11 protein-coding genes are annotated in these 15,594 nt (G+C 67.0%); 5 read left to right on the top strand and 6 right to left on the bottom strand.

Annotation, left to right across the window (positions count from 1 at the left end; all coding sequences use genetic code 11):
• Positions 1–5 precede the first annotated feature (5 nt).
• Positions 6–4,319, bottom strand: a complete 4,314-nt coding sequence (locus CSQ99_RS03520) for an alpha-(1->3)-arabinofuranosyltransferase domain-containing protein (RefSeq protein WP_218014574.1) — start codon at positions 4,317–4,319, stop codon at positions 6–8.
• The gene (locus CSQ99_RS03515) at positions 4,297–4,470 is read right to left on the bottom strand and encodes a DUF2613 domain-containing protein (protein WP_099037667.1); all 174 of its coding nucleotides are present in this window, start codon (positions 4,468–4,470) and stop codon (positions 4,297–4,299) included. Before CSQ99_RS03515 ends, CSQ99_RS03520 begins: the two co-directional genes overlap by 23 nt.
• Positions 4,471–4,580: 110 nt before the next feature.
• On the opposite strand from CSQ99_RS03515, the gene CSQ99_RS03510 reads away from it, so the two are divergent.
• Together CSQ99_RS03510 and CSQ99_RS03505 are read left to right on the top strand one after the other, a co-directional pair.
• The gene (locus CSQ99_RS03510) at positions 4,581–5,753 is read left to right on the top strand and encodes a glycoside hydrolase family 3 N-terminal domain-containing protein (RefSeq protein WP_099037666.1); all 1,173 of its coding nucleotides are present in this window, start codon (positions 4,581–4,583) and stop codon (positions 5,751–5,753) included.
• Positions 5,754–5,787: 34 nt separating this feature from the next.
• Complete coding sequence (locus CSQ99_RS03505) at positions 5,788–6,411, top strand: TetR/AcrR family transcriptional regulator (RefSeq protein WP_099037665.1); 624 nt, start codon at positions 5,788–5,790, stop codon at positions 6,409–6,411.
• On the opposite strand, the gene CSQ99_RS03500 is transcribed toward CSQ99_RS03505, so the two are convergent.
• The gene (locus CSQ99_RS03500; protein ID WP_176560858.1) at positions 6,408–7,250 is read right to left on the bottom strand and encodes a MaoC/PaaZ C-terminal domain-containing protein; all 843 of its coding nucleotides are present in this window, start codon (positions 7,248–7,250) and stop codon (positions 6,408–6,410) included. The two genes, CSQ99_RS03505 and CSQ99_RS03500, sit on opposite strands and share 4 nt — an antisense overlap.
• A gap of 1 nt (position 7,251) precedes the next feature.
• The gene (locus CSQ99_RS03495; RefSeq protein ID WP_099037663.1) at positions 7,252–8,607 is read right to left on the bottom strand and encodes a 3-oxoacyl-ACP reductase; all 1,356 of its coding nucleotides are present in this window, start codon (positions 8,605–8,607) and stop codon (positions 7,252–7,254) included.
• 38 nt (positions 8,608–8,645) lie between these two features.
• Between CSQ99_RS03495 and CSQ99_RS03490 the strand changes: the two genes are divergently transcribed.
• The gene (locus tag CSQ99_RS03490) at positions 8,646–9,965 is read left to right on the top strand and encodes an acetyl-CoA C-acetyltransferase (RefSeq protein ID WP_176560857.1); all 1,320 of its coding nucleotides are present in this window, start codon (positions 8,646–8,648) and stop codon (positions 9,963–9,965) included.
• A 120-nt stretch (positions 9,966–10,085) separates the two neighbouring features.
• On the opposite strand, the gene CSQ99_RS03485 is transcribed toward CSQ99_RS03490, so the two are convergent.
• Positions 10,086–11,207 carry a TDT family transporter gene (locus CSQ99_RS03485; RefSeq protein WP_099037662.1) on the bottom strand — a complete coding sequence of 374 codons (1,122 nt, stop codon included), beginning with the start codon at positions 11,205–11,207 and terminating at the stop codon, positions 10,086–10,088.
• Positions 11,208–11,281: 74 nt separating this feature from the next.
• Between CSQ99_RS03485 and CSQ99_RS03480 the strand changes: the two genes are divergently transcribed.
• A complete protein-coding gene (locus tag CSQ99_RS03480) occupies positions 11,282–12,205 on the top strand; it encodes a TIGR03564 family F420-dependent LLM class oxidoreductase (protein WP_099037661.1) in 924 nt (307 codons plus the stop codon).
• A 232-nt stretch (positions 12,206–12,437) separates the two neighbouring features.
• Here CSQ99_RS03480 and CSQ99_RS03475 read toward each other — a convergent pair whose 3' ends face one another.
• A complete protein-coding gene (locus CSQ99_RS03475) occupies positions 12,438–14,273 on the bottom strand; it encodes an acyl-CoA dehydrogenase (protein WP_099037660.1) in 1,836 nt (611 codons plus the stop codon).
• A gap of 238 nt (positions 14,274–14,511) precedes the next feature.
• Here CSQ99_RS03475 and CSQ99_RS03470 point away from each other — a divergent pair, with 238 nt between their 5' ends.
• Positions 14,512–15,594, top strand: coding sequence for an NAD(P)H-dependent amine dehydrogenase family protein (locus tag CSQ99_RS03470; RefSeq protein ID WP_099037659.1), 1,083 nt, complete (start codon positions 14,512–14,514; stop codon positions 15,592–15,594).

Here is a 15,594-nt window from a genome sequence, read left to right as displayed (position 1 = left end):
CGATGCTAAGGCTCGGCCGGGTCCGTGGCTATGAATCGGTCGTGATCGATGTCGACAGCGGAGGCCGCCAGCATCGCCACCGAGATGAGAGCAAGCAACTGCACCCCTACGGAGTGGCCGACGTATCCGTCGACAGATCGCCACGGATTCTGGCTGAGCACCGCCCCCGCCAGGATCAGCCCGCCCGCGGTCGTCGTGACCGTGACGGTGTCGCACAGTCGCTCGCGGTTGCGCAGCAAATAGCGCACGCCCAGAGCCGTGGCGACCACGACGATGCCCGCCACCCCCGAGATGACCGCACCGACCGCGAGGGCCGCGGCGCTTGTCGGCCACCGGCCCGGCCGCCACGGGCGCGCGGGGTCGTCCGGATCGACGCGGCGGCGCGCGGGCAGGAAGGCCAGCAGCGCGAGTACCGGTAGCAGTGCGAGGCCGCCGATGAGCCCGATCCGGTAGGGCGTGTTCGACGCGAAGGTGAGTGTGACGGATCCCTCGGTGCCCGGTGGCAGCACCCAGCCCTGCTGCCAGCCGTTGACGGTGACCGGAGTCAGTAGCGTGCCGTCGGTGCCGTGCGCGATCCAGCCAGGGTTCACGCTTTCGGGAACGACCAGCACCCGCGACGCCTCCGATGGCGCGATGTTCATCTCGCGGTGATCAGCACTCCACGATTCGATGTATGTCAGAACCGTTGCCGCCGAATGAATTCGATCGGCCAGCGGACCGTCGAGCTGAACGCCGTCGGCGGTGAACGCGGTCCCGGGGCTGATCAGCAACTCCTGCGCTCCGGCGGGCAGCACGATAGGCCCGGCCTGGCACGGTTTGGCTGCCACGGGCTCGCCGTCGAGCAACGCGGCCACCGTCGTGTTGATCGAGGTCTGGATGAACTGTCCGGCGACACCGATGATCGGGCCACGGCCGCAGGGCAATTCGATGGTTCGGTCGCGATTGCGCGCGGCATCGGCCGCGGCGATCGGGACGCCCCGTGGGTCCAACGCTGTCACCTCGGCGAGGCCCGGTGGCTTCAGCTGGTCGAACCCGAGCGCCGTGCGGTCGATGATGTCGTTCCAGTCCAGGATCGAAATCTTAACGGTGTCCGTGACGCGCGGTTTGAGGTCGAGCGTCTGCGCTCCGCCGCCGTCGGCCAGCCGCCGCACCTGCGGCCCGGCGCCGAGGTCGACGGCCACCAGAGTCGGATGTGCAGGCAGCTCAGAGGAACTGGGGGACACCCGCACCGCGGCCACCTCGCGCGGGGTGGGCAGCTTCAGGGTGAGGGTGGGCGGGGACTTGTGCTGTACGACGCCTTGACGCGCTGTCCACGCCGTGTCGGGGTCGCCGTCGGCGGCGGCGTATGCCGAACCCAGAACATCGATCGGGTCCGCATCGCCGGTGGCGATTGCGCTGCCGGGCGCACGGACCAGGTCCGCGAGATTGGGACCTTGACGTGCCCGCACCCACACGGTCGGCGTCACCGCGATCGGTTGCGGGACCGTGAGCGTCCGGCTCAGGTTCACCGGCTCTTCCGGCGACAACGCCATGGTCGCGGCGCAACGAATCCCGTCAGGACTCTGCGCGCAGCCGGGCCTGCCCAAGAGTTCGGATCCCAGATCCCATTGCGCAACAGATGAACCCGCCGGTGGTCCCGGTACAGAGACGGTATGGCGCAGGTTGACCGGGTGGGCGAACCCGTTCGCGTCGTACTGGGTGACGGCGAAATCGGTGATACCGAACTGAACGCCCGGCGATCCGTCATCGGTGGCCACGGCCGTGATCCGCACCCACGGCGACTCCCCGTACGGCAGCGCAGCGGTCAGCGGCTTACCGGCTTCGTCGAAACGCAGCGTGCTGGTGCCGTTGACAGTCGACACCTCGATGCGGCGGACCTGCGCGCCGACGGCGGTCGCGCTCGGGGTGACAGTGATGGTGGCGTTGGTGACGGGGTGGTCGAAGTCGACCTGAAGCCACTGTCCGATCGCCGACTGCAGCGCGTTGGACACCCAACTCGTCGACGAGTCGGCGTCGACGGCGGCGGCCGGACCGGTCGCGGGTGCCACGTTGGGCAGAGCGGTTGAATCCGACGCCGAACTCGACACGGAGACGCGCCCGCCCAACCACTGCCCGTAGACGGTCTCGGTGCCTGGAGTCGGATAGTCCATCACCCGGTTGAACGTGTTTCGCGGATCGTCCGGTGAACGGATCGCCGACGAATGGTCGTCGACGCGGCCGTAGTCGGTCTCCCTGGCGAGCGGGGTGTCGGTGACGATGACCCCGCTGCCCGTCGGAACAGGCAGGCCCGCCTCCTGCGCGTCCCCCGTCAGCAGCATCGGCCCCAGCGGCGGCTGTCCGAGCAGGCGGCGTCGCTCGTCGAGGCGCAGCAGCACCTCCGGTGCACCGTCCACGCGGGCCATCGCATCGGTGTCGGTGAGGTAGGGCGTCACCGGCACCGCTGGCGCGGCCGCATTCACTCGGTAGATCTCGACGGCCGGGTAGCGCGGACGGAGGCCGCTGTCGGTGATGAATCCGGAAAGCGTGCCGGGGCCGACCGGTTCGCCGAACTGGGCGACCCGCTCCAAGCCCGGCGATCCCTCGATCGCGCGGTGCACCAGGATCGGTCGCGCCGACCGCGACGTCTCCGGATCGAGGTCGTTGCGCACCACCACGTACGAGATTCCTTGCCGGGCAAGGGTATCTGCCAGACCCATCGACGGTCGGCCGGCGGCGAACAGGCGTTGCACCGAATCCAGCGACCGGATGGTTTCCGGCGGCGTCAACGGAATCGAGTCACGTACGCCCCACGCGCTGTCGCCGAGCACCTGCAATGGCTCGTCGTGGCTGCTGCCCCACACCTGGGTGGCGAAGGGCGCGCCCGGCGCCACCAGCACACGTCCGGAGTCGTTGTGCTCGTCGAGCCAGTCGGCGGTGTCGTGCCAGTACTGCGGGATCGCGTCGAACCCACCCGGCGGCGTGAGCCTGCCCGTCCACGCCAGTGAGGTCGCGGTGGTCACGGCGACCAGTACGACAATGCCGACCGCCACCCGCTTGTCGCGTTCGGGATGGGCGAACGCATCGCGCCACACGGCACGCGGTGCACTGCCCGGCAGCGGGATGCGGCCCAACAGATGCGCCAGACCCAATGCGATCGGCAGTCGGAGCAGCGGTTCGAGTTTGTGGATGTTTCGCAGCGGAGTGCCGTCGGCGTCGAGGAATGCTTGAACTTCAAGGGCCACAGGCGATCCCAGACGACCCGAATAGCCCAGGGCCAGCACCGAGACACCGAACAGCAGGATGGTGATGAGTCGTCCGCGCGCGGGCATGGACTGCATGGCCAACCCCGCCAAACCGGCGGCCGCCACCAATGTGGTTGCGAGCACCGCCACCGATCCCGTCACCAATGAGGCGCCCGCTGTGGCGTTGGGCGCGACGAACGGCGTCCAGACGTCGGTGCCGCGCAGCATCTCGGTCAACGACATCCACCGCGTCGTCACGCCGGAGGATTCGATGAAGTCGAGGAACGGCGGACTGACCCGGCCGAGCAGCACCAGCGCGACGACCCACCACAGCACGGCGAGCACGATGCAGATCGCCCACCAACCGGTGAAGCGCCACCACAACCGGTTCGGTTTGTGACACAGCAGCCAGATCGCGGCCACCAGGCAGGCGGTCAGAGTTGCGACCGCGTTGACAGCGCCCATCAGCGCGATGGCCACCGCCGACCGTGCGGCCAGCACCCGCACCGAGCCCGTGCTTGTTCCCACCCCTCCGGTCCCGCCCGATCCGCGCAGCGCGAGGATCACCGGCAGCAGCACCCACGGCGCCAGCATCATCGGCAGCGTCTCCGACGAGATCGCACCGAGGGTGGTCAGCACCCGCGGTGACAACGCGAACGCCACCGCGGCGATGACCCGGGACGTGGGGCTGCCGATGCCCCGGCCGTCGTTCAAGGCCTCGGCGACGCGCAGGAACCCCCAGAAGCCGATCACCAACAGCAGCGCCCACCAGAGCCGCTGGGTCACCCAGTCGGGCAGCCCGAGCATGTCACCGGCCAGGAAGAAGGTGCCGTGCGGAAACAGATAGCCGTACGCCTGGTTCTGCGCCTGACCGAACGGCAGCTCGCTGTTCCACAAATTGAAGGCGCGGGCAAGGAACCGCGCCGGGTTTGCGGTCAGGTCGAGCTTGGTGTCGGGTGAGATCTGTCCTGGTGACTGGGCGAACGTCAGGATCAGCGCCGCCGCAGCGACCACCCAGAGCCAGCGCCGCGAGTGGGGGCACCTCCCGCCCGAAGGGCAGGGGGACGGCGTCTCGTTAGGTCCGGTCGCCGTACTCAACCCTGTTGAGCACCGACGATGCCGGGTCGCCGGCCTGCAGCGGAGGCTTGTTGTCTTGCTGCACCATCAGCGTCACCCCGAATACGGCGGCCGCACCCAGCAGCAGGCCGACAACGATGCTGGCGGCGGCGGGCACGAGAAACCGATCCATCCGGCCAAAGTAGCAGACAATATTTGTCTCCCCCGCCGTCGAGCCTCGTCTTCGCCCACCTCGGGAAGGGGGATCGAATGCGGATTCGTTTCCTACTAGTGTCGGGGCCCATGGTTTCAATTGGATCGGGGCTGCGAACGCTATGCGCCGCCGTGGCGCTGCCCGCGCTCGTGTCCGCCTGCTCGACGGCCGCGGATCAGGCGGCCCCGCACCCGGAGATGGCAGCGACGGCGGTGCCGCAGGCGCCCGTCCTCATCCCGGCTCCCGCCTGCGGCCAGGGGCCGGAGCTGCTGTCGCAGATCTCGACTCGCGACAAGCTGGCGCAGCTGTTGATGGTCGGCGTCACCGACGCCGCCGACGCCCGAGCAGTGGTCGAGAGCCAGCACGTCGGCGGCATCATGATCGGCAGTTGGACCGACTTGTCGATGGTGTCTGACGGCTCGCTGGTCGACATCGCCAACTCGGCGGCCCCGCTGCCCCTGGCGGTCAGCGTCGACGAGGAGGGTGGCCGGGTATCGCGGCTGGCCTCGGTGATCGGCCCCCAGCCGTCGGCGCGGGTGCTGGCGCAGACTCAGACGCCCGAGCAGGTGTACGCGATCGCGCTGCAGCGAGGCCAGGCGATGCGCAGTAAGGGCATCACGATCGACTTCGCTCCGGTGGTCGACGTCTCCGACGCCCCGGATGACACCGTGATCGGCGATCGGTCCTTCGGCGCGGACCCCGCTGTGGTCACCGACTTCGCTGGCGCGTATGCCCGCGGTTTGCGCGATGCGGGACTGTTGCCGGTCCTCAAGCATTTCCCGGGGCACGGGAACGGCTCGGGTGACTCCCACACCGGGGCCGTGACGACGCCGCCGATCGCTGACCTGCAGAACTCGGATCTGGTTCCGTACCGCACGCTGAATGCGCAGCTGCCGGTCGGCGTCATGATCGGCCACATGCAGGTCCCTGGGCTGACCGGCAACGAACCGGCCAGCCTCAGCCCGAGCGCCTACGCGCTGCTGCGCTCCGGTGGCTATGGCGGCCCGCCGTTCAACGGCCCGGTTTTCACCGATGACCTGTCATCGATGCAGGCGATCTCCGATCGGTTCGGGGTCGCCGAGGCGGCGCTGCGCGGATTGCAGGCCGGCGCCGACACCGCACTGTGGGTGACCACCGGCGAGGTGCCAGCCGTGCTGGACCGGCTGGAGCAGGCGGTCGCGGCGGGTGAGCTGTCGATGCCCCAGGTGGACGCGTCGGTGCTGCGGATGGCGGCGGTCAAGGGGCCCAACCCACGTTGTTGACGCCCACCGCTCGCTTATTGCTTACTCTTGAGTAATGGCAGGTGGGACCAAGCGGTTGCCGCGCGCGGTGCGCGAGCAGCAAATGCTCGACGCCGCCGTGCAGATTTTCTCGGTGAACGGCTATCACGAGACGTCGATGGATGCCATCGCCGCCGAAGCCAAGATCTCCAAGCCCATGCTTTACCTCTACTACGGCTCCAAAGAGGAACTGTTCGGTGCGTGCCTGGACCGTGAGTTGTCCCGATTCGTCGAAGACGTGCGCAACAAGATCGACTTCACCCAGAGCCCGAAAGATCTGTTGCGCAACGCCGTACTGGCGTTCCTCACCTACATCGACACCAACCGCGCATCGTGGATGGTGCTCTACAACCAGGCCACCAGCTCGCAGGCGTTCGCACACACCGTGCGTGAGGGCCGGGAGCGGATCGTCGACCTCGTCGGCCGACTCCTGCAGGCGGGCACCCGTCATCCAGAACCCGACACCGACTTCGACATGATGGCCGTCGCGCTGGTGGGTGCGGGCGAGGCCGTGGCCGCGCGAGTGAGCACCGGCGACGCCAGTGTCGACGAGGCCGCAGAGTTGATGATCAACCTGTTCTGGCGGGGATTGAAGGGCAAGCAGTCCGAAAAGGACGCGCCCGCCGTCACCGCGATCTAGAGCGCGGCCACCGAACCGATCAGATGGGGATCTCCGCTCGATGCATGGCGCAGCGTGAGGTTCCACCCGTCGGCGACGCGATCGACGTAAAGCCCGGCGCGCGCCGGTAGCACCACGGGTTTGACGAACCGAACCGAGTACTTCACCGCATCGGGCAACTGACCCTCGATGTTCGCCAGAACTGCTGCAGCGCTGAACATCCCGTGCGCAATCACCGTCGGGAAGCCGAACAGCTTGGCGGCGATCGGGTTGGTGTGGATCGGGTTGTGGTCACCGCCAACCGACGCGTAGTGACGGATCTGACCACCCGTGATGCGCAGCATCGCGTTCGGGGGGCCCAGCTTCGGCTTCTTCTGCGGCGGCGGCTTCGGCTCGTCGGAGAGGCTGGTCTTCTGTTGGTGCAGGAACGTCGTCACCTGCTGCCAGGCCTTTTCGTTGCCGACGCTCACGTCGGTCACGATGTCGACGAGCAGACCGCGCCGGTGCTCACGCAGGTTTTGTGCGTGCACCTTCGCCGAGACGGTGTCGGTCACCGCGATCGGGCGGTACTGCGTGATGTGGTTCTCGATGTGCACCGAACCCATTGCGGCAAAAGGGAAGTCGAAACCGGTGACCAGCGACATGACCGTCGGGAATGTCAATGCGAACGGATACGTCAGCGGTACGGCGTCACCGAATCGCAGTCCGGTCACCGCCGCATACGCCGCGACATTCGCGCTGTCGATCGGCAGATCCTCGACCGTCAGCGTGCGGTCCGGCAGTGTGTCGCTGCGCGGCACGAACGGCATCGCACCCGCCGCCGCACGCAGCAGGTTTCTCATTCCCGATGGCTGGGTCACCCTAGGCTCCCAGCATGGCCTGGCCGCACACCCGAATGGTGTTGCCGGTGACGGCATTGGATGCGGGGCTCGCGAAGTAGGCGATGGTCTCGGCGACGTCGATCGGCTGGCCGCCCTGGTTCAGCGAGTTGAGCCTGCGTGCCACCTCACGGGTTGCCAGCGGCATGGCCTCGGTCATCTTGGTCTCGATGAAGCCGGGGGCGACGGCGTTGACCGTGATGCCCTTGTCGGCGTACTCGGCAGACAGCGCGTCGGTCAGCCCGATCATGCCCGCCTTGGTGGCCCCGTAGTTCGTCTGGCCGCGGTTGCCCGCGATGCCGGCCATCGAGGACAACCCGACCACCCTGCCACCCTCGCCGATGGTCCCGTTGCCAACCAGGCCTTCGGTAAGCCGAAGCGGGGCAAGGAGATTGACGGCGACCACGGAGTCCCAGCGCGCTTCGTCCATATTGGCGAGAAGCTTGTCGCGGGTGATGCCCGCATTGTTGATGAGGATGTCGAGCGTCGACCCGTGGTAGTTCTCGCGCAGGTGTTCGGCGATCTGTTCGACGGCGTCGTCGGCTGTGACGTCCAGCGTGAGCGCGGTGGCGCCCACCTTCGATGCGACCTTCCCCAGATCCTCGTGGGCGCCTTCGACGTCGACGGCGATCACGCTGGCGCCGTCACGGGCGAACACCTCGGCGATGGTGGCGCCGATGCCGCGCGCCGCACCCGTCACCAACGCGATCTTTCCGTCCAGCGGGCGGTCCCAGTCCGCGGGCGGCGCCGCGTCGTCCGCACCGACCCGGAACACCTGGCCGTCGACGTAGGCGGACTTCCCCGACAGCAGGAACCGCAGCGTCGACTCGAGCCCGGTCGCCGCCGGCTTCGCACCGGCCGCGAGATAGACCAGGTTCACGGTGGCGCCGCGCCGCATCTCCTTGCCGAGCGAGCGCGTGAATCCTTCGAGCGCGCGCTGCGCGATCCGTTCTCCCGCGCTGCCGGCATCCTCGGGCGTGGTGCCGATGACGACGATCCGGCCCGACGGGCCGAGGTTGCGCAGCAACGGAGTGAAGAATTTGTACAACCCCTTCAGTGCCACGGGTTCGGTGATGCCGGTGGCGTCGTACACGAGCCCGCCGAACGAGTCGGCCCAGCGGCCGCCGAGGTTGTTGGAGACCACGTCGTAGTCCTCGGAGAGCGCGGCGCGCAGTGGCTCAACGACGCGGCCCTCACCGCCGATCAGCAGCGTGCCCGCCAAGGGCGGGTCACCCGCCCGGTAGCGACGCAGCGTCTCGGGCTGTGGGACGCCGAACTGCTTGGCGAGGAAGGACCCGGGCGCCGAGTGGACGATTTGCGAGTACAGATCGGTAGCCATGGGGACGAACTTACTCCAGAGTAAGAAGGGTGGGTACTATGGGGCTCATGGCCAGTGATACCCGTCGAAAGGTCGCCATTCTCGGCGGCAACAGAATTCCTTTCGCAAGGTCGGATGGCGCCTACGCCGACGCCTCCAACCAGGACATGTTCACCGCCGCGCTGGATGGTCTGATCGACCGCTACAACCTGGCGGGCGAGACGCTGGGTGCGGTCATCGGCGGTGCGGTGCTCAAGCACAGTCGCGACTTCAACCTGATGCGCGAGTGCGTGCTTGGCAGCTCGCTGTCGGCGTATACGCCGGCGTTCGACATTCAGCAGGCCTGCGGAACAGGTCTGCAGGCCACCATCGCCGCCGCGGACGGAATCGGCGCGGGCCGCTATGAGGTGGCTGTCGCGGGCGGGGTGGACACCGCCTCGGACGCACCGATCGCGTTCGGCGACGATCTGCGGCGCGTGCTGCTCGGGCTGCGGCGCAGCAAGTCCAACCTCGACCGGCTCAAGCTGGTCGGCAAGCTGCCCGCCTCCCTCGGCGTGGAGATCCCCGTCAACAGCGAGCCGCGCACTGGAATGTCGATGGGTGAGCACGCCGCGATCACCGCCAAGAACATGGGCGTCAAGCGCGTCGATCAGGATGAGCTGGCCGCCGCCAGCCACCGCAACATGGCTGCCGCGTACGACCGAGGGTTCTTCGACGACCTCGTCACCGGATTCCTCGGTGTGTACCGGGACAACAATCTGCGGGCGGATTCGTCGGCTGAAAAGCTGGCCGGCCTCAAACCCGTGTTCGGCGTGAAGAGCGGCGACGCGACGATGACCGCAGGGAATTCGACCCCGCTGACCGACGGTGCGTCCGTGGCACTGCTGGCGACCGATGAGTGGGCCGTGGCTCATGGAATCGAGCCGCTGGCGTACTTCGTCGACGGCGAGACCGCGGCCGTGGACTACGTCAACGGCGAAGACGGCCTGTTGATGGCGCCCACTTACGCGGTGCCGCGGCTGCTGGCGCGAAACGGTCTGAGCCTCCAGGACTTCGACTACTACGAGATCCACGAGGCGTTCGCATCGGTGGTCCTGGCCACGCTGGCGGCGTGGGAATCCGAGGAGTACTGCAAGGAGCGGCTCGGCCTGGACAAGGCGCTGGGCAGCATCGACAGATCCAAGCTCAACGTCAACGGTTCGTCGCTGGCGGCGGGCCATCCGTTCGCAGCCACCGGCGGGCGGATCGTCGCGCAGTTGGCCAAGCAACTGAAGCTGAAGAAAGAAGAAAACGGGGGAGAGACGGGCGGTCCGGTGCGCGGTTTGATTTCCATTTGCGCAGCTGGCGGTCAGGGCGTCGCGGCAATTCTCGAGGCCTGAGGAACAATTTCGTCACGCGTGTAACGGTGCAGCGGGAGGTGTCGATACACCGGATAGCTCCGTGTTGGCGTCTGACCCCCCGACCCGACGTCAGCACGGGGCTCTAAATTTTGCGCCCGCCTAGGAGTTGGGCGGCGGATCCTTTTTGGCCTTGATCGGCCCGGCCGCCGGGGGCGGAGTGAACAGGCCCCCACCGAGGCTGCCGCGAGCGGTTTTCACCGCGACCAACCCCCATGTCCCCAACAGGGCGAGGTAGGCGATCGCGGCGGCCACCCGGAAAGCGGGCAGCCCGGTGCGGTTCGCCAATTGCGTCGTGCCGGTGACGAACGTGCCCACCGGGAACGTCAGGCTCCACCAGGTCAGCGCGAACGGCATCCCGCGCCGCAGCGTACGGACCGTGAGTTCGGTCGCCAGCACGATCCACAACATCGCGAACCCCCATACGGGCACACCGAACAGGACCGCGAACACATTCATGCCGCTGGCCAGTTCCGGCGGGACGGCCAACGCCGCATTCGCGCCGAGCAGGCCCGCGGCGGTGATGCCCTGACCGAGCGGGCCCAGCACGATCCACAGCGTCGGCACCCGGGTGGTTCCCGACGTGCCGTACAGGGCGAGCCTGCTCCAGATCATCGAGATGATGATCAACGCCGCGATGAGTGACAGGCCGAACATCGCGTAACAGCCGTACAGCATCGTCGTGCGGCCACTGCCCGGCGCCATGTGCGGGATCAGCAGTGCCCCTGACGCCGCGGACACCATCGGCGGCACCACCGGCATCAGCCAGCCACCAAAGGCGGCGTCCGGTTCGACGTTGATCTGGGTGAACATCAGGAACGGGATGGTCGCTGCGGTGAACAGACCGCCGAGGGTGCCCGTCGTCCACAGAAACCACGCAAGGTCCACGGCGATGCGCTCACCGATCAGATCCTTGCCGATCAACAAGGCACCCGAGCCGACCGTCAACAGTGCCATCGGTGCGGCGCCGTAGAAGTGCGCCATCTGCGGGTTGCGCGCGTGGCCGCGCGAAGCCGACGGATGCCGAATTCGCTGCACCGTCACCGCAATGACGAGCACGACGAGCAGCACCGCCGCCACCACCCATACGACGCGTGCGAACACATGCAGCCCGGGAATGTGGACCGGCAGCGTGGCACCGGCGGTGGCCACGATGCCGGTGCCCATCACCGACGCGAACCAGTTCGGGCCGAAGTGTTGTAGTCGGGCGAGTTCGGTCGTCATGGCCGCAGTATCTGCGGACACCTCATCGACGCAACCGCAGGCTCGCCGCTGACGTTGAGACTTAAATGGGAAGCATGGATATCAGCCTCAGCATCGTGGGACTGTCTGCGGGAGCCGCATCCCCGGTGGACTCGTTGGTCGGCAACCTCACCAGAATCCGTGACGAGGGCTTCCGCCGGGTCTGGATGGCCCAAATGCCGTGGGACGCTGACCTCACGACTGTGCTCGGCATCGCCTTCCGCGAAGTCGAAGGCATCGAAATCGGTTCTGCCGTAATCCCGATCCAGTCTCAGCACCCGATGCAGCTCGCTCAACGCGCCCTGACACTCAGCCTGATCAGCGGCGGCCGGTTCAAGCTGGGCATCGGAATGAGTCACCGGATGGTGACCGAAGGAATGTGGGGCGTCTCCTGGGATCGGGCGTTGCGCCAGATGCGCGAATACCTCGACGGCCTGCAGCCGCTACTGGCCGGTGAGCCCGCGGATGCCACGGGTGAGTTCTGGACGGCCCGGGGTGCGCTACAGGTTCCCGCACCAGAGCCCGAGCTCTACATTGCTGCGCTCGGCCCGCAGATGCTGCGGCTCACCGGCAGGCGCACAGCCGGGACGCTGACGTGGATGACCGGGCCCAAGACATTGGCCGAACACGTGGTGCCCACACTGCGCGGCGCGGCGGCCGAGGCCGGACGTCCGGAGTCCGCGGTGCGGGTCGCGGCCGCGCTGCCGATCAGCGTCACCGACGACGTCGACGGTGCCCGGCGGCAGGCCGCCAAGGAGTTCGCGGTCTACGGCACCCTGCCGTCATACCGCGCGATGCTCGACCGCGAGGGCTACGCCGGGCCCGAAGACGCGGCGATCATCGGTGACGAGGAAACGGTGTCTGCCCGCCTCGACGAATTGAGCGCCGCGGGTGTCGACGAGTTCACCGCATCGGTGTTCGATGCCTCTGCCGAGGGGCGGGCACGCACCAGGGCGCTGCTGCTCACGAAGGCCCGTTGAGGGCAACCTCGGCGACAAAAATTGGCCTGGTGTGACCATGATCACAAGCGTAGGATCGATTGCACGACGGGTTCGGGAGTGACTAATCCGAAGAGCCGGCACCAAGGTTGCAAGCCGGACGCGCGAGACCAATGAGACGCACCTAGATGTCCTCCCGAACCCGCCCTAATTTTCAGACATGAACCGCAAGACGCCCCCGGGAAGAGTCCGGGGGCGTCTTGGTTCGAAGCGGCTAGAAGGCCGCCTCGTCCAGCTCCATCACATCGTTGTCGAGATTCTCGACGACCTGGCGCGTGCTGGTCAGCAGCGGCAGCATGTTCTTCGCGAAGAACGACGCCACGCCGACCTTGCCCTCGTAGAACGCGCGATCGGCACCGCTTGCGCCGTTGTCGAGCGCCTCGATCGCCACCGCGGCCTGCTTGGTGAGCAGCCAGCCGATCACCAGATCGCCGACGCTCATCAGGAAGCGCACCGAACCCAGGCCGACCTTGTAGAGCTCGGTCGGGTTCTCCTGTGCGGCCATCAGGTAGCCGGTCAGCGAGGCCGCCATGGCCTGCACATCCTCCAGCGCGGTCGCCAGCAGTGCACGTTCGGCCTTGAGTCGGCCGTTACCGGACTCGTTCTTGACGAACTGCTCGATCTGCCCTGCCACGTGGGCCAGCGCCGCACCCTTGTCGCGGACGATCTTGCGGAAGAAGAAGTCCTGCGCCTGGATGGCGGTGGTGCCCTCGTACAGCGAGTCGATCTTGGCGTCGCGGATGTACTGCTCGATCGGGTAGTCCTGCAGGAAGCCAGAACCGCCGAAGGTCTGCAGGCTCTCGGTCAGCTTGGCGTAGGCCTGCTCCGAACCGACACCCTTGACGATCGGCAGCAGCAGGTCGTTGACCCTGACCGCCAGCTCGGCGTCGACGTCGTGCACGGTCTTGGCCACCGCGGAGTCCTGATAGGTCGCCGTGTAGAGGTACAGGGCGCGCAGACCCTCGGCGTATGCCTTCTGGGTCATCAGCGAACGCCGCACATCGGGGTGGTGCGTGATGGTAACGCGCGGAGCCGTCTTGTCGGTCATCTGCGTCATATCGGCGCCCTGCACGCGCTCCTTGGCGTACTCGAGCGCGTTGAGGTAGCCGGTCGACAACGTCGCAATAGCCTTGGTGCCCACCATCATCCGAGCCTGCTCGATGACGTCGAACATCTGCGCAATACCGTCGTGCACTTCGCCGACGAGCCAGCCGACGGCGGGAGTGTCGTGCTGGCCGAGCGAGAGCTCGCAGGTGGCAGAGACCTTGAGGCCCATCTTGTGCTCGACGTTGGTGACGAACACGCCGTTGCGCTCACCGGGCTCGCCGGTTTCGGGATCGAAGTGGAACTTCGGCACGAAGAACAGCGACAACCCCTTGGTGCCCGGGCCAGCGCCTTCGGGGCGGGCCAGCACCAGGTGCATGATGTTCTCGAACAGGTCGTCGGAGTCGCCCGAGGTGATGAAGCGCTTGACGCCGTCGATGTGCCAGGTGCCGTCGGCTTGCTGCACGGCCTTGGTGCGGCCTGCGCCGACGTCGGAACCCGCGTCCGGCTCGGTCAGCACCATGGTGGCGCCCCAGCCGCGCTCGGCGGCCAGCACGGCCCACTTCTTCTGCTCGTCGGTGCCGTTCTTGTAGAAGATCTCGGCCATGCCCGAGCCCATCGCGTACATATACGCCGCCGGGTTCGCGCCAAGGATGTGCTCGATCAGGGCCCACTGCAGCGAGCGGGGCATCGGCATGCCGCCGAGTTCCTCGAGCACGCCGACCTTGTCCCAGCCGCCGTCGAACATCACCCGCATCGACTTCTTGAACGACTCGGGCAGTGTCACGGTATGGGTCTTGGGGTCGAACACCGGGGGATTGCGATCCGCGTCGGCGAACGATTCGGCGATCGGCCCAGCGGCCAGTTTCGCCATCTCTCCGAGCATTTCGCGGGCGGTGTCTACATCGATGTCGGCGTAGTCGCCGGTACCGAGAACCTTGTCGAGCCCGAAGACCTCGAAAAGGTTGAATTCCTGGTCACGGACGTTGCTCTTGTAGTGGCTCACTGTGTCCTCCTCGTCGAGAATGCCACTTGTGGTTGGGTACTTGGGCTAAGTTACCCACCAGTAACTGGACCGAACTATACCGTTCAGTAACTTCAACACAAAGCAGGCGAGAGCAATTTCTGTTGGCTAAGCAACCCGGTGGTTGGTCGGGACCCTAAAAGCGCTGTTGACACGTGGTTTCCCGGCGATTTCGGGCCACTGTGAATCTCGTCACGGGACGGCCGGTTAGGGTGTTGGCGTGCTACGAGTCGCGGTGTGGGGAACAGGGAACATGGGGGCTACGGCGATTCGGAGCGCGGTCGCGTTTCCCGGATTGCAATTGGCGGGTGTGATCACCTCGTCGCCGGACAAGTCCGGTAAGGACGCGGCTACGTTCGCCGGGTTGGATCAGCCGACGGGTGTCGACGCCACCACCGATGTCGAAGCGGTCTTGGCGGACTGCGACGCGGTGGCCTACATGGCATCCGGCGACATCCGGCCCGACGACGCGGTCAATGACATCGAGCGGTGCCTGCGCGCCGGTTCGCATGTCGTGACGCCGTCGCTGTACTCGCTGTATGACCCGCGTTCTGCGCCGCCGGATTGGGTCGAGCGGTTGACCCAGGCCGCCGAAGAGGGCGGCTCGACCCTGCTGGTCAGCGGCGTCGACCCCGGCTGGGGTAACGATGCGCTGGCGGTTATCGCCGCGGGATTGTGCACCCGGATCCAGTCGATCCACTGTCAGGAGATCTTCGACTACTCCACCTACAACCAGCCCCATGCGGTCAAGGTGCTGTGCGGTTTCGGCGGGTCGATGGATGACGTGCCGATGATGCTGTTGCCGTCCATCCCGACCATGGTGTGGGGCGGCAACCTCCGGCTCATCGCCCGCGGTCTCGGCCTGGAACTCGACGAGATCACCGAGGAGATCGAGCGCCGACCGCTCGAGGAGTCCGTCGACACCGTGATGGGCCGGTTCGAGAAGGGCACTCAGGGTGCCTTCTGGTTGAAGGTGATCGGGAAGTCGGGCGGTCGCGAGCGGATCGTCATCGACCACATCACCCGCATCCATGAATCCTGTGCGCCCGACTGGCCGTATCCCGACGAGGGTGTGGGTGACCACCGCGTGATCGTGGACGGCGACCCCCAGCTCACCATCACCAGTCGGGCCGACGTTCCTGGCGGCACGCGCGCCGACGGCGGCAACACCACCGCGGCCAACCGACTGCTCGGTGCACTGGACTGGCTTTCGACCCAGAAGCCCGGGATCTACGACGGTCTCGACGTGCCACTGCAGACGGGTCGTCCCGCCGAGGTCGAAGCACAGCGCTGGGCCGACTGA

The organism is Mycobacterium neglectum (assembly GCF_002591975.1).
Classification (GTDB): Bacteria; Actinomycetota; Actinomycetes; order Mycobacteriales; family Mycobacteriaceae; genus Mycobacterium; species Mycobacterium neglectum.
Note: the sequence above shows the minus strand (reverse complement) of the source record. Positions and strands in the feature narration are given on the sequence as shown.